We start from the raw sequence: 23,271 nt of genomic DNA on the forward strand, positions 1-23,271 counted from the left end.
CGTCGCCTCGGGGGAGGGTCCGCAGTCCGGCGGCGTCAGCGCCGCCGGATCCGGCTCACCCGTGTCCTGAAAACGCCGGAGGCCCTTCATGTTGCAGGACTCGCTCGCGCTCGCCGCTCTCGACGTCGCGCCGCCGCGGCCGGGAGTCGGAGCGATCGCCGCACCGAGGCCCGAGCCGCTGCCCGTGGCGGCCACGTCCGTCCTGCTGGCGCTCGATGGCGTATCGCTGACCTTCGGTGGCGTCACCGCGCTCGCCGACGTCGACCTCGCCGTCGGCGAAGGTGAGATCCGTGCCATCATCGGGCCGAACGGGGCGGGGAAGAGTTCCCTCATCAACGTCGTCAGCGGCCTCTACCGGCCTCAGCGCGGCCGCATCCGCCTCGCCGGCGAGACGTTCTCGGCGGTGCCGACCGAACGGCTCGCCCGCCTCGGCGTCGCCCGTACCTTCCAGAACCTCGCCCTCTTCAAGGGGCTGACGGTGCTCGACAACGTCCTGATGGGGCTGACGTCGGGCGTCCGCTCCGGCCTGTTCGGCCAGGTGCTCGGGCTGTCGGCGGCGCGGCGCGAGGATGCGGAGAACCGCGAGGCCGCGCTTGCGATGCTCGACTTCCTCCATCTCGGCGGCCTGCGCGACCGCAGCGCCGGCACGCTTCCCTACGGCGTGCAGAAGCGCATCGAACTCGCCCGGGCCCTCGTCGCAGAGCCCCGGCTGCTGCTGCTCGACGAGCCGATGGCCGGCATGACGCTGACCGAGAAGCGCGAGATGACGGGTTTCATCCGCGACGCCCGTGACACCTACGGCACCACCATCGTGCTGATCGAGCACGACATCGGCGTCGTCATGGGGCTGTCCGATCGCGTCGCCGTGCTCGACTACGGCCGCAAAATCGCCGACGGCACGCCCGACGAGGTCCGCGCCGACCAAGCCGTCATCGACGCCTATCTCGGGGTCGCCCACGACGAAGACGGCGAGGGCGGGCTGTGATCGAGTTCCAGTTCTTCCTGGAAGTCCTCGTCGGAGGCTTGCTCTCCGGCGTGATGTATTCGCTGGTCGCGATCGGTTTCGTGCTGATCTACAAAACCTCGGGCGTCCTCAACTTCGCGCAAGGGGCGATGCTGCTGTTCGCGGCGCTGACCTTCGTCAGCCTGGTCGAGCACGGCGTGCCGTTCTGGCTCGCTTTTGCGATCACGCTTGCGGCGATGGCGCTCTTGGGCATCGGCATCGAGCGCACCGTGCTGCGCCCGCTCGTCAACCAGCCGCCGATCACGCTGTTCATGGCCACTCTCGGCCTCTCCTACGTCATCGAGGGCGTGGCGCAGCTGCTCTGGGGCACGCAGGTACACGGCCTCGATCTCGGCATCGACGACCTGCCGCTCGAATTCGGCGGCGTCTTCGTCTCGACCTTCGATCTGTTCGCCGCCGCCACGGCGGCGCTGATGGTCGCGCTGCTGACGGTGTTCTTCCGCTACACCCGCGTCGGCCTCGCCTTCCGGGCGGTCGCCGACGATCAGCTCGCCGCGCTCGCCGTCGGGCTGCGTCTGCCGCGCATCTGGGCGATCGTCTGGACCGCCTCCGGGGTGGTGGCGCTGGTCGCGGGCCTCCTCTGGGGCGCCCGGCTCGGCGTGCAGTTCTCGCTGTCGCTGGTGGTGCTGAAGGCGCTGCCGGTGCTGGTGCTCGGCGGCTTCGACTCGATCGCCGGCGCGATCGTCGGAGGCCTGCTGATCGGCGCCGCCGAGAAACTCGCCGAAGTCTATGTCGGCCCCTTCCTCGGCGGCGGCATCGAGGGCTGGTTCGCCTACGTCCTGGCGCTCGCCTTCTTGCTCGTCCGCCCCTCCGGCCTGTTCGGCCAGAAGCTCGTCGAGAGGGCCTGAGCGATGACCATCACCGCGCTCACGCCCGCTCCCATCAACGTTCCGCTCGCCGGGGCGTCGATCGCCGGCGTGCTGGTCGTCGCCTTCGGCATCGTGCCCTTCGTCGGCACAGGCTACCTGTTCGAGGCGATCCTGACGCCGTTCCTGGCGCTGTCGCTCGCCGCCCTCGGGCTCAACCTCCTCACCGGCTATGCCGGCCAGGTGTCGCTCGGGTCGGCCGCGTTCATGGCGGTCGGGGCGTTCGCCGCCTACAACTTCAACCTGCGCATCCCCGAATTGCCGTTCCTTGCCAGCCTAGTGCTGGCGGGCGTCACGGCCGCCGCCGTCGGGCTCGTTTTCGGCCTGCCGAGCCTCAGGCTGCGCGGCTTCTATCTGGCGGTGTCGACGCTCGCTGCGCAGTTCTTCGTGCAGTGGGCGCTGACGAAGTTCTCGTGGTTCTCGAACGGCAGCCCGTCCGGCGTCATCAACGCGCCGCCGCTCACTGTCTTCGGGCTCGACCTCGGCAGCCCGGTCGGCCGCTACCTGTTCTCGCTCAGTGTCGTCACGGTGCTGACGATCGTCGCGGTGCGGCTAGTGCGCTCGCAGACCGGGCGCAACTTCATCGCCATCCGCGACCAGGAGACGGCGGCGCGCATCATCGGCGTGCCGGTGCTGCGCACCAAGCTCGTCGCCTTCGCGGTGTCGTCGTTCTTCATCGGAGTCGCCGGCGTGCTGTGGGCCTTCGCCTACCTGCGCACGGTGGAGCCGGCCGGGTTCAATCTCGACCGCTCCTTCCAGATCCTCTTCATCATCATCATCGGCGGGCTCGCCTCGATCCGCGGCGCCTTCTTCGGCGCGGCCTTCATCGTCGTCTTCCCGCTGGTGCTGTCCCGCGCCGGGCAGGCCGTGTTCGGCGGCGTGTTCGATTCCGGCGTGCTCGAGATGAGCCAGCGCATCGTGCTCGGCGCCCTCATCATCGTCTTCCTCATCGCCGAACCGGCCGGCCTCGCCGCGCTCCTCGACCGCCTGAAGACGCGGCTCGTCGGCGCCTGGGCCGGCCGTTGACCCGACCTTCCCAAGAGCTCGCCTCCCCAAGACTGCCTGTCTCCCAAGACAAACCGCTGGAGCCTGCCATGTCGATTTCCAACACCTTCCGGACCGCCTTCCGGGCCGGACTGCTCGCCTCTGCGCTCGCTGCCGTCGCCGTTCCGGCCGTCGCCGACGAGCAATACTTCCCGCTGCAGAGCTACCGCGTCGGCCCCTACGCGGCCGGCGGCACCGGCTTCTTCGGCGGCTTCATCGACTACATGAACCTGATCAACACCCGCGACGGCGGCGTCAACGGCGTCACGCTCACCTGGGACGAGTGCGAGACGCAGTACGAGGTCGAGCGCGGCGTCGAGTGCTACGAGCGCCAGAAGAACCACGCCGGCATCGCCGCCTGGAACCCGCTGTCGGTCGGCATCGCCTACGCGATGATCGACCGCGTCACCGCCGACAAGGTGCCGCTGATCACCATCAACCATGGCCGCACGGACTCGACCGACGGCCGGGTGTTTCCCTATGTCTTCCCGCTGCTCCTGAACCCCTACAGCGAGACGTCCGGCATCATCAACTACATCGCCTCGCGCGAGGGCGGCATCGAGACGCTGAAGGGCAAGAAGATCGTCGTGCTCTACCACGGCTCGCCCTACGGCAAGGAGACGATCCCGATCTACGACCTGCTCGCCGAGAAGTACGGCTTCGAGGTGCAGCAGATCGAGGTGCCGCACCCCGGCAACGAGCAGCAGTCGCAGTGGCTGACGATCCGCCGGGCGAAGCCCGACTATGTCGTGCTGCGCGGCTGGGGCGTGATGAACCCGGTGGCGCTGAAGACGGCGCAGAAGACCGGCTTCCCCGCCGACCACATCATCGGCAACGTCTGGTCGAATTCCGAAGAGGACGTGCGGCCGGCCGGCGACGCCGCCAAAGGCTACATCGCCATCACCACCCAGGCCTCCGGTGCCGAGTATCCGGTGCTGCAGGAGGTCATCAAGACCGTCTACGACGCCGGCAAGGGCAACCTCGACGACAAGGATCGCATCGGCAGCGTCTACCACAACCTCGGCATCGTGAACGGCATCCTCAATGTCGAGGCGGTGCGCATCGCCCAGGAGAAGTTCGGCAAGCGCACGCTCACCGGCGAGGAGGTGCGCTGGGGCTTCGAGAACCTGCGTCTCGACGAGGCGCGCGTGGCGGCTCTCGGCGCCAAGGGCCTGTTCCACTCGATCAACGTCACCTGCGAGAACCACGAGGGCGACGGCCGCGTCACCTTCCAGCAGTGGGACGGCGGCAAGTGGACGGTCGTCTCCGACTGGATCGCGCCGGACTGGGCGCTGCTGCGCCCGATCATCGAGCAGTCGGCGGCGACCTACGCCAAGGAGCAGGGCATCACGCCGCGCGACTGCGCCGCCGAGCAGAGCACCAACTGAGCCGAACAGCGACCGACCGACCGACCGACCCGGAGCCCGGCCCTTTCGCCGGGCTCCCAAGCCCGAGCGTGCTCCATGGCCCCGTCCAACAGCCGCCCCCTGCTCGTCGTCGATGCGGTCGAGGCGACCTACAGCCACGCCATCCGGGCGCTCTCCGGTGTCAGCCTCACCGTCGCCCCCGGCGAGATCGTCGCGCTGCTCGGCGCCAACGGCGCCGGCAAGACGACGACGCTGAAGGCCGTCACCAATCTCCTGCCCGCCGAGCGCGGCCAGATCGTCGCCGGTGGCATCAGCTACGACGGCCTCAACGTCGCCCGCACCTCGACCGCCGCCCTTGTGCGGCGCGGCCTGGTGGGCGTGCTCGAAGGGCGGCACTGCTTCAAGTCGCTCACCGTCGAGGAGAACCTCGTCACCGGCGGGCTCGGGCGCAGCGGCTCGCGTGCCGACATCCGGCGGGATCTCGCCCGCGTCTATGCGCTGTTCCCGCGCCTCGCCGAGCGTCGCCGGAGCGCCGCGGGCCTCTGCTCGGGTGGCGAGCAGCAGATGACGGCGATCGGCCGGGCCCTGATGGCGCGCCCGCGCCTGCTCGTACTCGACGAGCCGTCGATGGGGCTCGCGCCCCTGATCGTCGAGGACATCTTCCGCGCCTTGAAGCGGCTCAACCGCGACGAAGGGCTGTCGATCCTCGTCGCCGAGCAGAACTCCACCGTCGCGCTGCGCCACGCCGACCGCGCGAGCGTGCTCGAGAACGGCCGTGTCGTGCTCGCCGGCACCGCCGCCGAGCTCGCCGCGCGCGACGACGTCAAGGCCTTCTACCTCGGGCTCGCCACGCCGCACCGCGACGAGCCCGCCCGCCTCGCGCAGGTCGTCTGACGCCGGCCCACGCGCCCATCCCAAAGGAGGACCCTTCCATGTCCGCACTCTCGCTCGCCGTCGACAAGCCCGCCGGCGTCCCCGGCGTGCCACGTCCGCGTACTCCCGCCCACGTCATCCGCGACGATGCAGAGGCGATCGCCGTCGCCGAGACGCTCGCCGCCGACTTCGCCGTCGGCGCCTCCGAGCGCGACCGCAACCGCCGCCTGCCGCTCGCCGAGCTCGACGCCTTCTCCCAGAGCGGCCTCTGGTCGATCAACGTGCCGAAGCGCTTCGGCGGTCCCGAGGTCTCCTATGTGACGCTCGCGCGGGTGATCGCGATCATCTCGGCCGCCGATCCCTCGATCGGCCAGATCCCGCAGAACCATCTCGGCGTCGTCGCGGCGATCCGGACGGTGAGCGATGAGGCGCAGCAGCGGCGGCTGTTCGCCGAGGTGCTGAAGGGTGTGCGCTTTGGCAACGCCTTCTCCGAGTTCGGCTCGAAGCGCGCCGCCGACTTCGAGACCCGCTTCACCGACGCCGGCGACCACGTGGTCGTCGTCGGCCGCAAGTTCTATTCGACCGGTGCGCTGCTCGCCCATCTGGTTCCGATCGTCGCCCTCGATGAGGAGGGCCGCGCCTGGTACGCGATCGCCGACCGCGACGCGCCGGGGCTCACCGTCATCGACGACTGGTCGAGCTTCGGCCAGCGCACGACCTCGAGTGGCACCGTCATCCTCGACCGCGTCAAGGTGCCGAAGACGCACCTCGTGCCCGGCTACAAGGGCTACGACCGGCCGACGGCGGACGGAGCGATCTTCCAGATCATTCAGGCGGGCGTCGATACCGGCATCGCCCGGGCGGCGATCGACGACACCATCCGCTTCGTGCGCACCAAGGCGCGGGCCTGGGTCGACAGCGGCCTGGAGCACGCCTTCGAGGATCCCTACACCATCCAGGCGATCGGCGACCTGACGCTGCGCCTGCACGCCACCGAGGCGCTGCTCGACAAATCGGGCGAGGCGGTCGACCGCGCCGTCGCGGAGCCGACGGCGGAGACCGTCGCGGCCGCGCAGATAGCGGTCGCCGAGGCCAAGGTGCTGTCGACCGAGATCGCGATTTCCGCCACCAACAAGCTGTTCGAGCTCGCCGGCACGCGCTCCACCCTCGCCGAGCACAACCTCGACCGCCACTGGCGCAATGCCCGCACCCACACCCTGCACGATCCCGTCCGCTGGAAGTACGCGATCCTCGGCAACTACGCGCTGAACGGCATCGCCCCGCCGCTGCACGCCTGGAGTTGAGGGGGGAGGGCGCTGCCGGCGCGGAACCGCATCCGCGCTCCCGCCGGCAGTCCCCTGCCATCGCAGCAGATGCGACCCGCTAGGCGGTGCAATGGCAACAGCCGCGGCGCCGGTCATCGATCTAAGAAATTGAATTCGTTGAGCGACTTGCTTGGCACATGCCCTGCAGTCGCAAGCGTCGACTTGTCCTCGTTCAGGGAGAGCAACCGCAAATGTCGCATCCTCAAGGCTCCTCTCGCCCAACCCGCGCTCGCTCGGTCGGTGGATTGTTTCGGCGCCTAGCGCTGCAGGCGACCGCTGTGACGGCGTTGCTGTTGCCGCTCAAGGCCGAAGCCGAGACCGTCATCCGCGTTCAGTCGGTCATTCCGATCAACGCCGACGAGGTCGTGATGCTGAAGGACTTCGGCGAGGACGTCACGGCGCTGACGAACGGCGAGGTCCGCTTCGAGGTGCTGCCGGCCGGTGCCGTCGTCGGCATCAACGAAACGCTGGACGCCGTCGACGCCGGCCTGATCGAGGCCGGCTTCGCGTGGACGCACTGGTGGTCGGGCAAACACCCAGCGGCGACGCTGTTCGGCTCGCCGGCGGCCGGCTCGGGCGTCGGCCTCGATAACCTCGCCTTCGTCTCCTGGTACCTCTACGGCGGTGGCAAGGAGCTTTACGACCGTCTCTGGGACGAGATGGGCGTCAACGTGAAGGGCTTCCTCCTGCAGCCGGTGGGTCCCGAGGCGCTGGGGTGGTTCAAGGAGCCGATCAACAGCGTCGAGGACATGAAGGGTGTCCGCTTCCGCGCTCCTCCGGGCATTCCCGGCCAGATCTACAACGAGATCGGCGTCGCCGCGGTGGCGATGAGCGGCGGCGAGATCCTGCCCGCGCTGGAGAAGGGCGTGATCGACGCGGCCGAGTGGTGCTGCCCGAAGCCCGACAGCGTCTTCGGCTTCCAGAAGGTGCTGAAGCACTACTATCTGCAGGGATTGCATCAAAACGTCGTCAACGCCGACATCTACATCAACAAGGACGTCTGGAACAGTCTCACGCCGCAGCAGCAGAAGGCGATCGAAGTTTCGGCGAACGCTGCGCTCATCAAGGCACACAGCTACCGCATCATCGAGAACGGCAAGGCTCTGAAGCAACTCGTGGAGGAGGACGGCGTCATCCTGCATGAGACGCCGCCGGACTATTTCGTCGCCTATGCCAACGCGGCGAAGACCGTCTTCGACCGCCACGCGGCGGAGAACGCCTTCTTCAAGGAGGTGTGGGACAGCCAGAAGGCCTTCGCCGACGTGGCGATCCCGTTCTGGGCGAACGCCCAGAGGGCGAACGCGAGCCTGACGGGTGCCTACGCGGACGTCCTGGCCGCCGGCAACTGATCCGCCTCGAACTGCTTCCACGCCTCCGGGGCCGTCCCGGAGGCGTGCCGTCTCGCAAGGGGACCGATGTCCGTTTCCGATACGCTTCGCGACGTCCCGGACGAGTTGCTCGCTTCCCGGCGCAGTGATCGGCTCATCCTGCCGGCGGACATGCCCGCCTGGATGGCGGTGCCGATCCGCGCCATCGACGGTCTCAACCGCTGGATCGGCCGGATCGTGTCCTGGCTGGTCCTGCCGCTGACGGCCGCGATGATCTACGAGATCGCCGGCCGCTACTTCTTCGCGTCGCCGACCGTCTGGGCCTACGACATCAGCCGGATGCTGTACGGCGCCTATTTCATGCTCGGCGCCGCCTACGCCCTGTCGAAGGGCGTCCACCTGCGGGCGGACTTCCTCTATGGGAAGCTTTCGCCACGGACGCAGGGTCGCCTCGACGCCACGCTTTATGTCTTTCTCTACTTTCCAGCGATGATCGTCTTCTTCGTGCTGGCCTGGCAATATGCCGCGACGGCGGTCGTCCGGGGCGAGCGCGGCATGGACACCGCGTGGATGCCTCTGCTCGGGCCGATCAAGTCGGTGCTGCCCGCCGCCGTGGCGTTGCTCGTGCTGCAGGGCGTCTCGGAGTTCCTGAAGAGCCTCTATGCCGCCACGCGCGGCCGCTGGCCGCTCGCATGAGCGGCGAGATCATCGGTCTCCTGATGCTGGCGGGGATGCTCTTCGGCATCTTCGTCGGATTCCCGATCTCCTTCACGCTGATCTTCCTCGGCCTCGTGTTCGGCTACTGGGGCTTCGGGAAGCTGGTCTTCTACCTGCTGACGCTGCAGTTCTACGGCACGATGATGGAGCAGACGCTGACGGCGATCCCGCTGTTCGTCTTCATGGGCCTCCTGATGGAGCGGGCGAACCTGATGGAGCGTCTGTTCGACGCCGCCCAGGGTCTGCTCGTCAACCTGCGGGGCGCGCTGTTCATCGCGGTGATGTTCGTCGCCACCATCTTTTCCGCCGCCACCGGCATCGTCGGCGCTTCCGTCACCCTCCTCGGCATCATGGCCGGCAAGCCGATGATCCGGGCCGGTTACGACACGCGCCTCTCGTCGGGGCTGATCACGGCGGGCGGCACCCTCGGAATCCTCATTCCCCCGTCGATCATGCTGATCGTCATGGGACCGGTCCTGGAAGTGCCGGTGACGACGCTGTTCGTGGCGGCGATCCTCCCGGGCCTGATGCTCGCGGGCCTGTTCACCGGCTACGCCCTGCTCAGAAGCCGACTGGACCCGAGGATCGCGCCGCTGCCGCCCGCGCGCCAGGCCGATGCGGACCTCGGGGCGCTGTGGATCGAACTCGGCAAGGGTTTTGTCCCGCCCGTGGCGCTGGTGGCCTTCTCGCTCGGCAGCATCATCCTTGGCCTCGCAACGCCCACCGAGGGCGCTGCCTGTGGTGCGCTCGGAGCGCTGCTTCTGACAGTCCTCTACCGCCGACTGACATGGCGCGGCCTGACCGACGCCCTCATCAAGACGCTCGAGATCTCCGTCCTTATTCTCTTCCTCGTCGCGGCGTCGAACTTCTTTGGCGCGGTCTTCGCGCGACTGGGGACGCCGGCCTACCTGAGTGACCTGCTGCTGTCCCTCGACCTCCACCCCTACGCCCTGCTGGCGCTGGTGATGGCGCTGATCTTCCTGCTCGGCTGGCCGCTCGAGTGGGTGCCGATCGTCCTCATCGTCGTGCCGTTCGTGCTGCCGCTGATGCGCGAGCTCGATTTCGACCTGACCTGGTTCGGGATCCTGGTCGCGGTCAACCTGCAGACCGCCTGGCTGTCTCCGCCGGTGGCCTTGTCGGCCTACTTCCTCAGGGGCGTCGTCCCCGAATGGCCCCTCCGCGACATCTATGCCGGCATGCTGCAGTTCATGGGACTGCAAGTCCTCGGCCTCGTCCTCATCATCCTGTTCCCCAGCATCGCGCTCTGGCTGCCGCGTCTCATCTACGGCGATTGATCAGGGCTGCATCGGCACGCAGCCGGTCTCATCACGTTCCAGGAAGGAATTCTGCCATGAAGATACTGACAAAGGCCGCCACCGCCGCCGTCCTGACGGCCTCGCTCGTTGTCGCCGGCCTGCCCGCGAAGGCCGAGGGGCTGATCCGCATCGTCGAGCAGTTCGGCACGCTCTACCTGCCGCTGCACGTCATCCGCGATCAGGGCCTGATCGAGAAGTACGGCAAGGCGGAAGGGCTCGACATCAAGGTCGAGTGGGCGAAGCTCTCGGGCGGTGCCGCCATCAACGAGGCGCTGCTCTCCGGCAATGTCGACGTCGCCGCCGCCGGCATCGGGCCGTTCCTGACGCTGTGGGACAAGACCGGCGGCTCGGTGAAGATCATCGGGGCGCTCGGGGCGCAGCCGAACTACCTCGTTACCAACAATCCGAACGTCAAGGCGCTGACGGACTTCACGGCGGCCGACAAGATCGCGCTGCCGGCCGTCGGCGTTTCGGTGCAGGCGCGGCTCCTGCAGATCGCCGCCGAAAAGGAGTTCGGCGTCGGCAACCACAAGCAGCTCGATGGCCTGACAATCACGCTGCCGCACCCGGACGCCACCGCCGCGCTCCTCTCCGGCTCGACTGAGATCACCGCCCACATCTCCAACTCGCCGTTCCAGGAGCAGGCGCTGGCGAGCGGCAAGGTGCACAAGGTGCTGAGCTCCTACGACATCCTCGGCGGCCCGGCGACGCCGACGCTCGTCTACACGACGATCAAGTTCCGCGCCGACAACCCGAAGACCTACAAGGCCTTCTACGACGCCTTCCAGGAGGCGACGGCGTGGATCGCCGCCAACAAGCCGGCCGCCGCCGAGACCTACGTCCGGATCGAGAAGTCCAGGCTCGATCCGGCTTTCGTCCTCGAGGTGCTGGAGAACCCGGAGGTGCAGTACACCACGGTGCCGCAGCGCACGCAGGTGTTCGCGGACTTCCTCTACCGCACCGGCGCGATCAAGACGGAAGCGAAGAGCTGGACCGACTACACCTTCGAGGAACTGCACGCGCAGCCGGGGAGCTGAGCCGATGCTGCACGCGACCGCGGTGGCGGCTTCCCGCGCCGCGACGGCGCCCTCCGTCCTCGAGGCGGAGGGCCTCGTCCTCGACTACACCACCGACCGCGGCACGGTGCGGGCGGTGGAGGACGTCGGCTTCACCGTCCGGCAGGGCGAGCGGCTGGTGCTGATCGGCGCGTCCGGCTGCGGCAAGTCCTCGATCCTCAGGATGGTCGCCGGCTTCCAGCGCCCGACCGCCGGCACCATCCGCACGCGCGGCAAGCCGGTGACCGGTCCGAGCCCCGAGCGCATCGTCGTCTTCCAGGAGTTCGACCAGCTGCTCCCCTGGAAGACGGTGGCGCAGAACGTCATGTTCCCGCTGCGGGTGGCGCGGCGGCTGTCGACGGAGGAGGCGCGCGAGCGCGCCGTCGCGGCGCTCGGCAAGGTCGGGCTGGAGCGGGCGATCGACGCCTATCCGCACACGCTCTCGGGGGCATGAAGCAGCGCGCGGCGATCGCCCGGGCGCTCGCCACCGAGCCCGACGTGCTCCTGATGGACGAGCCGTTCGCCGCCCTCGACGCGCTCACCCGCCGGCGCCTGCAGCAGGACCTGCTGCAGCTCGCCGAGGAACTTGGCTTCACGCTGCTCTTCGTCACCCATGCGATCGACGAGGCGGTGCTGATCGGCACCTCGCTGCACCTCCTCAGCCCGCATCCCGGCCGCACCCTCGCCACCTACGACACCGGCGCGTTCGGCCTCGCCGATGTCGGCACGGCGCGCTTCGAGGCGGTGGTGCGCGACGTCGAGACCCTGCTGTTCGCCCGTCCCGGGAGCCACCGCGATGACTGACCTGACCGCTGGCACCGGCAAGGCCGGGCCTGCCGCGCCCGGCACCACTCTCGGCGACTGGCTGAGGGCGGCCGCGGCCCACACGCTCGTCCGCCGCGCCTTTGTCCTCGTGCTGCTCGCCGCGGCCTGGCAGGCGGCCGCGGTGTGGCAGAACAACCCGCTGATGCTGCCGAGCTTCCTCGACACGGCGGCTGCCTTCGTCGACGCGGTGCGCAGCGACCAACTGATGGAGGCGGCCGCCGCCTCGCTGGGCGTGCTCCTCAAGGGCTACGTCGTCGCCATCGCGATCGCCCTCGTCTTCGTCTCGCTCGCCGTCGCCAACGGTTTCGTGCGCGAGGTCCTGCAGACGCTGACGGCGATGTTCAATCCGCTGCCGGCGATCGCGCTCCTGCCGATCGCGCTCCTGTGGTTCGGGCTCGGTGAGAAGAGCCTCTTGTTCGTGCAGATCCACGCGGTGCTGTGGCCGTTCGCGCTGGCGCTCCTCACCGGCTTCGAGGCGGTGCCGGAGACACAGCGCCTCGTCGGTCGCAACTACGGCCTCAAGGGGCCGTCCTACGTGCTGCGCATCCTGGTGCCGGCGGCGCTGCCGTCGATCCTGTCGGGGCTGAAGATCGGCTGGGCTTTCGCCTGGCGGACGCTGATCGCAGCCGAACTCGTCTTCGGCATGAGCTCGAGCCAGGGCGGCCTCGGCTGGTTCATCTACCGCAACCGCAACGAGCTCCTCACCGACAAGGTGTTCGCGGGTCTCGCGACCGTGATCCTGATCGGCCTGGTGGTCGAGGTGGTTTTGTTCCGCACCATCGAGGCGGTGACCGTGCGCCGCTGGGGCATGCAGCGCTGAACGGCGCGCGTCGGAACGAGATTCCAGAAATCCCGCCGCCGGCGGCGCGATGATCCCGCCTGCGGACTTCCACAGCAACCGTGTTGCTCGGATCGCGCCGCTGCAACCCCTATTGTCCGGCCGACAGCGTCGGACACCCGCCCGAGGAGCCACCATGAGACGTTTCACGATCGCCGCCGCGACCGCCTTGGCATTGGTTGCCGTTCCCGCAGCCGCCCAGCAGGCGCCGACGACGCTGCTGAACGCCTCCTACGACATCTCGCGCGAGCTGTTCGCCGCCGTGAACACCGCCTTCATCGCCGACCACAAGGCGAAGACGGGGGTGGACGTCACCATCGACCAGTCCCACGGTGGCTCGTCGCGCCAGGCCCGCGCCATCCTCGAGGGGCTGCAGGCCGACGTCGTCACCTTCAACCAGGTGACGGACATCGACGTCCTCGTCGACAGGGGCGGCCTCGTCTCGGCCGACTGGAAGTCGGAATTCCCCAACGACGCCTCGCCGTACTACTCGCTGCCGGCCTTCCTCGTGCGCTCCGGCAATCCGAAGAACATCAAGGACTGGGGCGACCTCGTCCGTGACGACGTCAAGGTGATCTTCCCCAATCCGAAGACCTCCGGCAACGCCCGCTACACCTATCTCGCTGCCACCGCCTACGCGAAGGAGGCGTTCGGCGGTGATCAGGCGAAGGTGGAGGAATTCGTCTCCAAGCTGTTCGACAACGTTCCGGTGTTCGACACCGGCGGCCGTGCCGCCACGACGACCTTCGTCGAGCGCGAGATCGGCGACGTGCTGATCACCTTCGAGGCGGAGACCCGCGGCATCCAGAAGGAGTACGGCGCCGACAAGTTCGACACCGTCACGCCCTCGGTCAGCCTGCTTGCCGAGTTCCCGGTGGCGATCGTCGACACCGTCGTCGACAAGCGCGGCAGCCGCGACCTCGCCAAGGCCTATCTCGACTTCCTCTACACCACCGAAGGCCAGCGCATCGTCGCCGAGCACGGCAACCGCGTGCACGACCCGGCGGTGGTGGCGGAGTTCAAGGATCAGTTCCCCGAGGTGCGGCTTCTCACGGTGGAGGAAGTGTTCGGCGGCTGGGACCAGGCGACGAAGGAACATTTCGCCGCTGACGCGACGCTCGACCGCCTCTACGGCAGCCGCTGATCGCACCCTTCCGCCCGCGCACGGTTGACAGGTGCAGCGGGGGCCGCCATTGGCGGCCCCCATCGTCGTTGTGGCGAGCGTCCTCGCCGCTCGTCGTCCGCCAGCCCACAGCCGGAGGGAGCCGTCCGTTGTCGCGCCGTGTTCTCCCTGGCTTGCCGCTCAGCCTCGGCATCACCGTCCTCTACGTCTCAATCATCGTCTGCCTGCCGCTGGGCGCCCTCGTCTTCAAGGCGGCGAGCCTCGGGCTGGAGGACTACTGGCGCATCGTCTCGGCGCCGCGGGCGGTGGCGAGCTACCGGGTGACGATCGGCGCGGCGGCGGTGGCAACGGCGTTCAACGTCGTTTTCGGCTTCGCGCTCGCCTGGGTGCTGGTGCGCTACCGCTTCCCCGGCCGCCGTCTGCTCGACGCCCTCGTCGACCTGCCGTTCGCCCTGCCGACGGCGGTCGCCGGCATCGCCCTCACCACGCTGTTTGCCGAAAACGGCTGGTACGGCGCGCCGCTCGCCGCGCTCGGCATCAAGGTCGCCTTCACGCCGCTCGGCATCATGGTGGCGATGGCCTTCACCAGCCTGCCGTTCATCGTGCGCACTGTGCAGCCCGTGCTGGAGGACCTCGAGCCGGCGCTGGAGGAGGCCGCTCTCAGCCTCGGCGCGGGGGAGGGGCGGATCTTCCGCACGGTGATCCTGCCGCTCCTGATGCCGGCGCTGCTCGCCGGCTCGTCGCTCGCCTTTGCGCGCAGCCTCGGCGAGTTCGGCGCCGTCATCTTCATCGCTGGTAACCAGCCCTTCGAGACGGAGATTACCGCGCTGCTCGCCTTCATCCGCCTCGAGGAGTTCGACTATGAGGCGTCGGCCGCCATCGCCTCGGTGATCCTGATCGCCGCCTTCGTCATGCTCGCCGTCACCAACGCCCTGCAGGCCCGCGGCCTGCGCTATCTCGACAAGGGCCGCTAGAGGAATGGCCGCGCGCGAACCCACCTTGCGGATCGGCGACGGTGCCGTCGTGCGCCGCATGCTGATCGGCGGCGTCGCTCTCGTCGCGATCGTGCTGGTCGTGGCGCCGATCGCCGTGATCGTCGTGCGAGCCTTCTCGTCGGGGCTCGCCACCTATGCCGCCAACATCCTTCACCCGGACACGCTGCACGCGATCTGGCTGACGGTGGTCACGGCCCTGATCGCCGTGCCGGTCAACACCGTCTTCGGCATCGCCGCCGCGTGGGCGATCACCAAGTTCGAGTTTCCCGGCCGCAAGCTGCTGCTGGTGATCATCGAGCTGCCGTTCTCGATCTCGCCGATCGTCGCCGGCGTGGCGCTGATGTTCGTTTACGGCCTGCAGGGCCTGTTCGGCCCGACGCTGCGCGAGTACGACGTCGCCATCCTGTTCGCGCTGCCCGGCATCGTGCTCGCGAGCATCTTCGTCACCGCGCCGTTCGTGGCGCGCGAACTCATCCCGCTGATGCAGGCGCAGGGCACCGAGCTCGAGGAAGCCGCGACCTCGCTCGGCGCCTCGGGCTTCCGAACCTTCCTGACGGTGACGCTGCCCGGCGTGAAGTGGGCGCTGCTCTACGGTGTCGTCCTCTGCAACGCCCGCGTCATGGGCGAATTCGGGGCGGTATCCGTGGTGTCGGGCAACATCCGCGGCCAGACCAACACGCTGCCGCTGCACATCGAGCTGCTCTACCAGGACTACAACGCCGTCGGCGCCTTCGCCGCCGCCTCGGTGCTGACGGTGATCGCGCTGTTCACCCTCGTCGCCAAGGTCGCACTCGAGGGCCGCGGCGCCGGTCGCGCGCGCCCGACGGCGGCCGTTGTCCCGACCCCGGTCGGCGAGGAGAAGCCCGCATGAGGATCCGTCTCGACGGCGTCGGCAAGCGCTTCGACGGGGTGCACGCCGTCCGCGACGTGTCGCTGGAGATCGCCTCCGGCGAGCTCGTGGCGCTGCTCGGGCCCTCCGGTTCCGGCAAGACGACGCTGTTGCGGATGGTCGCCGGCCTCGCCTTCCCGGATGCCGGCCGCATCCTGTTCGGCGACGTCGATGCGACGGACATACCCGTTCGCGACCGGGGTGTCGGCTTCGTCTTCCAGCACTACGCGCTGTTCCCGCACATGAAGGTGGCCGACAACATCGCCTTCGGCATGCGCGCCGCCCGCGACCGCCGGCCTGAGGCCGAGGTCGTGGCCCGCGTCGAGGAGCTTCTGTCGCTGATGCAACTCGACGGCCTTGGCGGCCGCTTCCCGGCCCAGCTTTCAGGCGGCCAGCGCCAGCGCGTCGCGCTCGCCCGCGCACTCGCCGTCGACCCGCAGGTGCTCTTGCTCGACGAGCCGTTCGGCGCACTCGACGCAAATGTCCGCCGCGAGCTGCGCCGCTGGCTGCGCGAGATGCATGAGCGCCTCGGCATCACCACCCTGTTTGTCACCCACGACCAGGAGGAGGCCCTCGACCTCGCCGACCGCGTGGTGATCCTCGATCACGGCCGCATCGAGCAGGTCGGCGCGCCGCGCGAGCTCTGCCGCGAGCCGGCCTCCGCCTTCGTGATGACCTTCCTCGGCGACACCCACCGCCTCCCGGCGAGCGTCGCGGCCGGCGTTGCCACCGTCGCCGGACACGTCCGTCACCCGGCCCCCGGTGTCCTCGACGGCCCGGCCTGGGCCTTCGTCCGCCCGGCCGACGTCGCCTGGCGATCCGGCGCCCGAGACGACGGTGACGCCGTGCCGGCCCGGCTCGTCCGCGTCCTCGACCGCCCCGGCAGCCGCCGCCTGGTCGCCCGCACCGTCACGGGCGACGAGATCGAACTCGATGTCGGCCCGGAGAACGAGGCTGAGGCCGGCGATCACGGCGGCATCAGCCTGCTGCGCGCGCGCATCTTTTCGGCCGTGCCGGACCGCTAAGAGCGGGTCTGTAGAGGCGGAAACGGCCCTTGCGCCGACACACCGAAACGCTCCTGTCCAAATAACGACAAAATCAATCGACTTTATCGCCTTCAAGGTGCACCGATTGGCCTCGTACCTGTTGTGACAGTCTGGGTGACCTCCATGCAGCATGTCGACGTCGCCATCATCGGTGCGGGCTTCACCGGCGCCGCACTGGCCGTAAATCTGCTCCGCCGGATGCCGCAGCGCGCCCGCGTCGCGCTCATCGGCACTGGCGAGGACGCCGGGCGTGGCGTGGCCTACGGAACCGCGGATCCGGACCATCGCATCAATGTCCCGGCTGGTCGGATGAGCCTGTTTCCGGCCGACCCGACCGACTTCGTCCGCTGGCTCGGGGACGCGCCCGAAGGCCACGGGATCGCGGCCGACGCGCTGCCCTACAGCTTCGCCCCGCGCCGCGCCTATGGGCGTTACGTCTCCGACCGGCTCGCAGCGGCAGAACGGGACGCGGCCGGCCGCGTCACCCTGCTGCGCTTCGGGCAGGCCGCGCTGGCGGCCACGCCGGTCGCCGGCGGGCTTCGAATCGACCTCGACGGCGGCGGCCCGATCGTCGCCGAGGCGACGGCGCTGTGCCTCGGCAACATCCCAACCGGCCTTCCGGTCCCGGCGGACGTCGTCGACCGGGCGGTCGGCGACGGCATCATCCTCGATCCCTGGCAGCCCTCGGCCCTTGATGCCGTGGCCGACGACGACGCCGTTCTCGTCATCGGCACCGGCCTGACGATGATCGACCAGGTGCTGACACTGACCGCCCGCGGCCACCGCGGCCGCATCGTCGCCGTGTCGCGCCGCGGCCTGCTACCGCTCGCCCACCGCGAGCCGCGGCAGCCGCCGCTGGCGCTCGCCACCGTCGCGGCGACGACGCCGCTCGTCGAGTTGTCGCGGCTCGTACGCACGAAGGCGAAGGCGGAGATCGCCGCCGGGCGCGACTGGCGTCCCGTCGTCGATGGCCTCCGTCCCCGCCTGCAGGAGCTCTGGCAGGGCCTCGGCAGCGAGGACCGGCGCCGCTTCCTGCGCCGCGTCGCACCGTTCTGGAACATCCACCGCCACCGCTTCGCACCCGAGGTGGCGGCTCGCGTCGCCGAGTGGCGGGCATCGGGCCGCCTTGAGGTCGTGCGCGGGCGGGTCCTGGCCCTCCGGCGCAGCACAGCGGACGACAAGGTGGCGGTCACGCTGCGCCCGCGCGGCGACGCGGTCCCCGTGGAGGTGCGCGTCGACCGCGTGCTGAACTGCGCCGGCCTCGACCGCGGCGCCCCCGTGCGCTCGCAGCCGCTGCTGCGGGACCTGGCCGAGGCCGGGCTCCTGCGTGAGGATCCTGCCGGCCTCGGCGTCGACATCGATGCTGACGGCCGCGTGCTCGACCGCAACGGCCGCGCCGACAACGCCCTCTTCGCCCTCGGCCCGCTCGGCACCGGTCGCCTGTGGGAGATCGTCGCCGTCCCGGAGATCCGCGAGCAGTGCGCCGACGTTGCCGCCCGCATCGCCGCCGACGCCTTCGCGCGGCACTACCGGCAGGTCAGGGTCGCTGGAGGGCGATAGCGCGGCCGATCGGACGGCGCCATCCGCCGGCCGCGAACGCCTCGGACCCGGTGGGTGAGCGACCCATCACCCGGGTCGCATCGATCCGGGGGACGGGCAGTGTCGTCACGCGTTCGCCAGCGATACCGTCTGTGCCAGGGCCGCCCGGACCGCGTCGGCCACCCGGACGGCGTGGATCGCCACTTCGGGAAGCCCCATCAGTTCGCCGAACGTTGCGCGGGCGAGGGGACCCGCCACCAGGATTCGCGGGTCCGTTTCCCCGGACGCGCCGACCGCGCGGCCGTGGCGGTCGGTCTCGATGCCGAGGCGCAGGGCATCGGGCCGGATCGCGCCGAGGCGATGCAGGCTCCTCAGCACCGGCAGGCGATCGAACAGGCGCCCTGCTGCCGGCCCGGTAGCGAGGATCACCGCATCCACCGTCAGCCGCGTCGAGGCGCCGCTCCAGCGATCCTGCAGATCGATGTGGATGGTGTCACCGTCGCGGACGACGTCGCGCGTCAGGGCCGCGCGGATCGCGAGAGTGCCAGCGCGGCGCCGGCGGGCGATCGTCGCCGCGACCTGCGGCGCGACGCGGAAGCGGTGGCTGTCCCAGAAGGGTCGCAGGTGGCGCAGCAGGCGGCGGCGTTCCTCGTGCGGCAGTGCCGCCCAGATGGCGGTTCCCTGCTCCCGGACAGCGTCGATGACGTGCTGCCACGGCCTGCCCGCCGTGGCGGCCTCGTCGAGGGTTTTGCGAATGCGCCGCAGCAGCGCGCGGCTCGTGCGCGCCGGGGCGGATGAGAAATCGCCGAACGCGGAACCCGCCGGCCCGTGCCCCCGGGAGGCGAGGCCGCGGCGGGAGATCGCGGTGATCGGGCCACGGTGGCCGGCGGCGTCGAGGCTCGCCACCACGTCGGCCATCGTCAGCCCCGTGCCGACGACGAGCACGCGGTCGTCGGGGCGCAGCGGTGCGAATGCCTGCGGTGCCCAGGGGTTGGCGATGAAACGCGGATGATGCTCAAGGGCCTCGGCAAAACCCGCCGGGGGCTGCGGCTCGGTGTGGCCGACGGCGAGGACGAGGAGGTCTGCGACGAGGGTCGCGCCCCCCTCCAGCGCGACGGCGAAGCGCCGTCCGGCCGGCGTCACGTCCACGACCCGGTCGCGGACGTGTGCGACGACCCCGGCTGCGAGCAGCGGATCGAGTTGGTCGCCGACGTAGGCGCCGAACACCGACCGCCGCGGGAAGAGCTGACCGCCGGGCGCGGCCGCGTCCGGGTCGTCCCGCACGGCCTCGCGCGCCTCCACCCACCGCACGAAATGGCCGGGATCCCCCGGGTCGAGGCTCATCTTGGCGGCGGGCACGTTGATGCGGTGCGACGGGTCGTCGGTCCCGTAGGCGAGGCCGGCGCCCAGTCGCGACCGGGGCTCCACCACGGTGATGGCGATCTCGGTGGTTCCCGTGCGCGCGAGGTGCCACGCCACCGCGGCGCCGGAGAAGCCGCCACCGACGATCACCACCTGGGGCCGGCCGGCCGCGCCGCGAAAGCCGCTCACGACCGTCCTCCGCCGGCCTTCCGTCTCGAAGAGCGGCGCCGGAGCCGTTCCAGATGGTCGTCGTGCATGCGCTGCATGATCTGCCTCTCGTCGTGACGGGTGAAGCGGCCCGCAATCAGCATTATCCGTGCCACCAGTACAGCGGCGGATACACCTAACGTCTTCGCTCATTTAGCTGAACGATCTGCTGCGATTGACGCAGCGAATTCATGCTTCATGGTGTCATTCCAGCAGGATGATTATTTCGGAAGCCGATCTTCTACGGCAAGACAGCTGCAGGGACGGTGCAGATCGCGTGACGGATTGACCGCAGTCCCGCCCGCGTGCTGCGGCGAAGCCGCCACAGCCCGGTCCGGACCACTCCCTCAAGCTATTGATTCAAAATAGGAAAGTCTCTGGCACGGGGATTGCGCTGGAGATTTGTCGTCAGTAGCCCCGCTTCTCTCGGGGCCGCCGACGTCGTGGCCGGGGTGCGTCGACGCCCGGAGCCACCTTCCTATCCGAAGCACAGGACGCGCAGCCGATGAACGTCGCCTTCCCACACCCGGTTCGCCAGCCTGCTGCCGACGCCCACGCCTTGAAGCAGGCGATGCGAGCGCTCGCCGGCGGCGTCAGCGTCATCACGGCTGGCCTCGGCGAGGCGCGCACCGGCGCCACCGTCACCTCGGCGACCGCGCTGTCGGTCGAGCCGCCGACGATGATCGTCAACATCAACCTGTCGTCGTCGACCTGGCCGGCCATCCGGCGGCACGGCCACTTCTGCGTCAACGTTCTCGGTCGCCACCACCAGGATGTCGCCGACAGGTTCGCGGGCAGGGGTGGCGTGAAGGGCGCCGAGCGCTATGCGGAGGCCGACTGGGTCGAACTTTCGACCGGCGCCCTCGGGCTGGGCGGGGCTCTCGCGGTCATCGACTGCGAACTCGAGGAGGCGATCGAGCGGCACAGCCACGCGATCATCCTCGGCCGCGTCGCGGCCATCACGCTCGGCGTCGGTCCCTCGCTGGTCTACGCCAACGGCCGCTACGGCTCGTTCAGCGACTGAGGGACCGCCCCGTCCCAGCATTCCCGTCAGCACCGCCACGCCGCGGCGCCGCGTCGGACGCGGCCCGCTCGGCTCCCCAGAATGGAACTCGACCATGACCAAGCCGAAGCCGAAGTCGTTGACCCTCAACCTCAACCTCATCCCCGGCGGCGTCTTTCCGGGCGCCTGGCGGGCGGGGGAGAAGGACGGGCAGCACTACAGCAGCCTCGACCACTACATCGAGGTGGCGAAGATCGCCGAGAAGGGGCTGCTCGACGCGGTCTTCCTCGCCGACACGCCGGTCTGGCGCTATCGCGGCGAATACCGGCCTTTCCGCGGCCTCGATCCGACGGTGGCGCTCGGCGCCGTGGCGCAGCACACGAGCCGCATCGGCCTCGTCGCCACGGCCTCGAGCTCCTACAACTCCGCCTACAACCTCGCCCGCCGCATCTCGACGCTCGATCACGTCAGCAAGGGCCGCGCCGCCTGGAACGTCGTCGCGACGACCGGCGACGACGTCGCCCAGAACTTCGGCCAGGCGAAGATGCTCGACCACGCGGCCCGCTACCGGCGCGCCCACGAGTTCGTCGAGGCGGTGATCCAGCTGTGGGACAGCTGGGCCGACGACGCCTTCGTCGCCGACAAGACGACGGGCGTCTTCGTCAACGAGAAGCGCATCCGCGAGATCGACTACGTCGGCGAGTACGTCAACGTCGTCGGGCCGCTCAACCTGCCGCGCTCGCCCCAGGGGCATCCGGTGATCGTCCAGGCCGGCTCCTCCGAGGACGGCGTCGGGCTCGCCTCGCGCTTCGCCGACGCCGTCTACACCGTACAGCACGACCTCGCCTCGGCGCTCGCCTTCCGCACGAAGGTGCGCGACCGCGCCAAGGCCTGGGGCCGCGATCCGGAGACGGTCAAGGTGCTGCCGGGCCTCGTCACCCTCGTCGGCTCCACCGAGGCCGAGGCCCGGCGCCGCGAGCGCGAGCTGCAGGAACTTCACACCGAGCACTATGCGATCAACGCGCTGGCGCTGCAGCTCGGCGTCCCGGTGGAGGCGCTCGTCCTCGACAAGGAACTCCCCTGGGACCTCATCCCCGAGGACGGTCATTCGGGCAGCAAGCAGGGCCACTTCGCGGCCCTCGTCGCTACCGCCCGCAGCGAACGGCTGACGGTGCGCGAGATCCTCGCCCGGCAGGGCGGCGGCCTCACCCACGTGGCGGCGATCGGTGCGCCGGAGCAGATCGCCGACCTGATCGAGAGCTGGTACCGCGCCGGCGCCGTCGACGGCTTCAACGTCATGCCGGCGGCGCTGCCGGAGGTGGCGATCGCCTTCGTCGAGCACGTCCTGCCGGTGCTGCAGAAGCGCGGCCTGTTCCGCACCGAGTACCCCGGCACGACTCTGCGCGACACCTACGGCCTCGAGCGTCCGGCGGACGGGTTCTCGGAGAACTACGGCATCAAGCGCGTCCGCCGCGCCGAAGCCTCGTTCAGCTGAGCCGCGGCGCCACCATGACCGTCCAGTCGAGCACGGGCCCCGCCGTCGGGCGGGGCCACCCGGAGGAGGAGGCGGGCGCGCGCGGCCGCCGGCTCGAGCGCCAGCGCTTCGTCGCGCGCTATGTCGCCGGCAAGCTCGCCTCGGCGGTGTTCGTGCTGTGGGCTGCGGTGACGCTGAGCTTCCTCTCCATCCACTTCGCCCCCGGCGATCCGGTGACGCTGCTGATGGGCGAGGTCGCCACCCCGGAGCTCCGGGCGGCGGTGGAGCGCGACTGGGGCCTCGACCGGCCGCTGCTCGACCAGTACGTCGACTATCTCGGCAACGTCGTGCAGGGGAACTTCGGCTTCTCCTACGCCCAGAACGCGCCGGTGAACGACATCCTGTTCGGGCCGCGTCTGGCGGCGAGCGCCGAGCTCACCGCCTTCGCCGTCGTCACCGCGCTCCTGCTCAGCATCGTCATCGCGGTGGCGACCGCCGGGCGGAAGGGCATCGTCGCGGGCGCCTCGCAGCTGACCGAGCTGGTGTTCGCGTCTATGCCGTCGTTCTGGCTCGGCATCGTCCTCATCACGATCTTCGCCTTCAACCTCGGCTGGCTGCCGGTGACGGCGGGGTCGGGCTTCAGGAAGCTCATCCTGCCGGGGCTGACGCTGGCGCTGCCGCTCGCGGCGGTGCTCTCCCAGGTCATCCGCGAGGGCATCGAGCGCTCGCTGGAGCAGCCCTATTCGGTGACGGCGCGGGCCCGAGGCATCGGTTTCACCCGCCTCAAGTACGCCCACGCGCTGCGGCACTCGCTGCTGCCGGCGATGACGCTGTCGGGCTGGGCGGTCGGCGGCATGCTGACCGGCACCGTCGTCGTCGAGCAAGTGTTCGGTCGCACCGGCATCGGCCAGGCGACCGTCGTCGCCGTCACCCTGCAGGACATCCCCGTCGTGCTCGCCGTCGCGCTGCTGTCGGCCGTCATCTACGTCGCGGTCAATACGCTCGTCGACATCCTCTACCTCTGGGCCGACCCGCGGCTGCGGGCGAGGTGATCC

20 protein-coding genes and 1 pseudogene are annotated in these 23,271 nt (G+C 69.7%); 20 read left to right on the forward strand and 1 reads right to left on the reverse strand.

The annotated features are described in order from the left end of the window. The first annotated feature begins 88 nt into the window (after positions 1-88). The 17 genes and pseudogenes from RUR49_RS07725 (at position 89) to RUR49_RS07805 (ending at position 18,191) form a co-directional block, all read left to right on the forward strand. The gene (locus tag RUR49_RS07725) at positions 89-985 is read left to right on the forward strand and encodes an ABC transporter ATP-binding protein (protein WP_409145791.1); all 897 of its coding nucleotides are present in this window, start codon (positions 89-91) and stop codon (positions 983-985) included. Next, positions 982-1,872, forward strand: coding sequence for a branched-chain amino acid ABC transporter permease (locus tag RUR49_RS07730; RefSeq protein WP_409145792.1), 891 nt, complete (start codon positions 982-984; stop codon positions 1,870-1,872). The genes RUR49_RS07725 and RUR49_RS07730 overlap by 4 nt, the downstream gene beginning before the upstream one ends. A gap of 3 nt (positions 1,873-1,875) precedes the next feature. Continuing rightward, positions 1,876-2,916, forward strand: coding sequence for a branched-chain amino acid ABC transporter permease (locus RUR49_RS07735; protein ID WP_409145793.1), 1,041 nt, complete (start codon positions 1,876-1,878; stop codon positions 2,914-2,916). Positions 2,917-2,984: 68 nt separating this feature from the next. Further along, the gene (locus RUR49_RS07740; RefSeq protein WP_409145794.1) at positions 2,985-4,322 is read left to right on the forward strand and encodes an ABC transporter substrate-binding protein; all 1,338 of its coding nucleotides are present in this window, start codon (positions 2,985-2,987) and stop codon (positions 4,320-4,322) included. A gap of 75 nt (positions 4,323-4,397) precedes the next feature. Beyond that, complete coding sequence (locus tag RUR49_RS07745) at positions 4,398-5,195, forward strand: ABC transporter ATP-binding protein (RefSeq protein ID WP_409145795.1); 798 nt, start codon at positions 4,398-4,400, stop codon at positions 5,193-5,195. Between the two features lie 38 nt (positions 5,196-5,233). Continuing rightward, the gene (locus RUR49_RS07750; RefSeq protein WP_409145796.1) at positions 5,234-6,478 is read left to right on the forward strand and encodes an SfnB family sulfur acquisition oxidoreductase; all 1,245 of its coding nucleotides are present in this window, start codon (positions 5,234-5,236) and stop codon (positions 6,476-6,478) included. Between the two features lie 299 nt (positions 6,479-6,777). Then, on the forward strand, positions 6,778-7,848 hold the full coding sequence (locus RUR49_RS07755; RefSeq protein ID WP_409145797.1) for a TRAP transporter substrate-binding protein: 1,071 nt from the start codon (positions 6,778-6,780) through the stop codon (positions 7,846-7,848). A 66-nt stretch (positions 7,849-7,914) separates the two neighbouring features. Further along, entirely contained in the window at positions 7,915-8,523 is a 609-nt protein-coding gene (locus RUR49_RS07760) for a TRAP transporter small permease subunit (RefSeq protein WP_409145798.1), read from the forward strand. Next, a complete protein-coding gene (locus tag RUR49_RS07765; RefSeq protein WP_409145799.1) occupies positions 8,520-9,839 on the forward strand; it encodes a TRAP transporter large permease subunit in 1,320 nt (439 codons plus the stop codon). Before RUR49_RS07760 ends, RUR49_RS07765 begins: the two co-directional genes overlap by 4 nt. Before the next feature lie 56 nt (positions 9,840-9,895). Further along, positions 9,896-10,897 carry an ABC transporter substrate-binding protein gene (locus tag RUR49_RS07770; protein ID WP_409145800.1) on the forward strand — a complete coding sequence of 334 codons (1,002 nt, stop codon included), beginning with the start codon at positions 9,896-9,898 and terminating at the stop codon, positions 10,895-10,897. A gap of 4 nt (positions 10,898-10,901) precedes the next feature. Further along, positions 10,902-11,719, forward strand: a pseudogene (locus RUR49_RS07775) (ABC transporter ATP-binding protein). Next, on the forward strand, positions 11,712-12,560 hold the full coding sequence (locus RUR49_RS07780) for an ABC transporter permease (protein ID WP_409145801.1): 849 nt from the start codon (positions 11,712-11,714) through the stop codon (positions 12,558-12,560). The pseudogene RUR49_RS07775 and the gene RUR49_RS07780 overlap by 8 nt, the downstream one beginning before the upstream one ends. 154 nt (positions 12,561-12,714) lie before the next feature. Next, positions 12,715-13,722 (forward strand): thiosulfate ABC transporter substrate-binding protein CysP, encoded by a 1,008-nt coding sequence (gene cysP, locus RUR49_RS07785; protein ID WP_409145802.1) that lies wholly within the window; start codon positions 12,715-12,717, stop codon positions 13,720-13,722. A gap of 128 nt (positions 13,723-13,850) precedes the next feature. After that, on the forward strand, positions 13,851-14,675 hold the full coding sequence (gene cysT / locus RUR49_RS07790) for a sulfate ABC transporter permease subunit CysT (RefSeq protein ID WP_409145803.1): 825 nt from the start codon (positions 13,851-13,853) through the stop codon (positions 14,673-14,675). 4 nt (positions 14,676-14,679) lie between these two features. After that, positions 14,680-15,567: a sulfate ABC transporter permease subunit CysW gene (gene cysW, locus RUR49_RS07795; protein ID WP_409145804.1), complete on the forward strand. Its 888-nt coding sequence runs from the start codon at positions 14,680-14,682 to the stop codon at positions 15,565-15,567. Further along, a complete protein-coding gene (locus RUR49_RS07800) occupies positions 15,564-16,610 on the forward strand; it encodes a sulfate/molybdate ABC transporter ATP-binding protein (RefSeq protein ID WP_409145805.1) in 1,047 nt (348 codons plus the stop codon). Before cysW ends, RUR49_RS07800 begins: the two co-directional genes overlap by 4 nt. A 144-nt stretch (positions 16,611-16,754) precedes the next feature. Beyond that, positions 16,755-18,191: an FAD/NAD(P)-binding protein gene (locus RUR49_RS07805; protein ID WP_409145806.1), complete on the forward strand. Its 1,437-nt coding sequence runs from the start codon at positions 16,755-16,757 to the stop codon at positions 18,189-18,191. A gap of 105 nt (positions 18,192-18,296) precedes the next feature. Here RUR49_RS07805 and RUR49_RS07810 read toward each other — a convergent pair whose 3' ends face one another. After that, positions 18,297-19,721 (reverse strand): FAD/NAD(P)-binding protein, encoded by a 1,425-nt coding sequence (locus tag RUR49_RS07810; RefSeq protein WP_409145807.1) that lies wholly within the window; start codon positions 19,719-19,721, stop codon positions 18,297-18,299. A gap of 523 nt (positions 19,722-20,244) precedes the next feature. On the opposite strand from RUR49_RS07810, the gene RUR49_RS07815 reads away from it, so the two are divergent. From RUR49_RS07815 to RUR49_RS07825, 3 genes are all read left to right on the forward strand, one after another. Beyond that, entirely contained in the window at positions 20,245-20,763 is a 519-nt protein-coding gene (locus tag RUR49_RS07815) for a flavin reductase family protein (protein WP_409145808.1), read from the forward strand. Between the two features lie 94 nt (positions 20,764-20,857). Beyond that, complete coding sequence (locus RUR49_RS07820) at positions 20,858-22,237, forward strand: NtaA/DmoA family FMN-dependent monooxygenase (RefSeq protein ID WP_409145809.1); 1,380 nt, start codon at positions 20,858-20,860, stop codon at positions 22,235-22,237. 14 nt (positions 22,238-22,251) lie between these two features. Beyond that, positions 22,252-23,268, forward strand: coding sequence for an ABC transporter permease (locus tag RUR49_RS07825; RefSeq protein ID WP_409145810.1), 1,017 nt, complete (start codon positions 22,252-22,254; stop codon positions 23,266-23,268). The last annotated feature ends 3 nt before the right edge of the window (positions 23,269-23,271 follow it).

It is taken from the genome of Pseudoxanthobacter sp. M-2 (assembly GCF_046156265.1).
Taxonomy (GTDB): domain Bacteria; phylum Pseudomonadota; class Alphaproteobacteria; order Rhizobiales; family Segnochrobactraceae; genus CAMDHY01.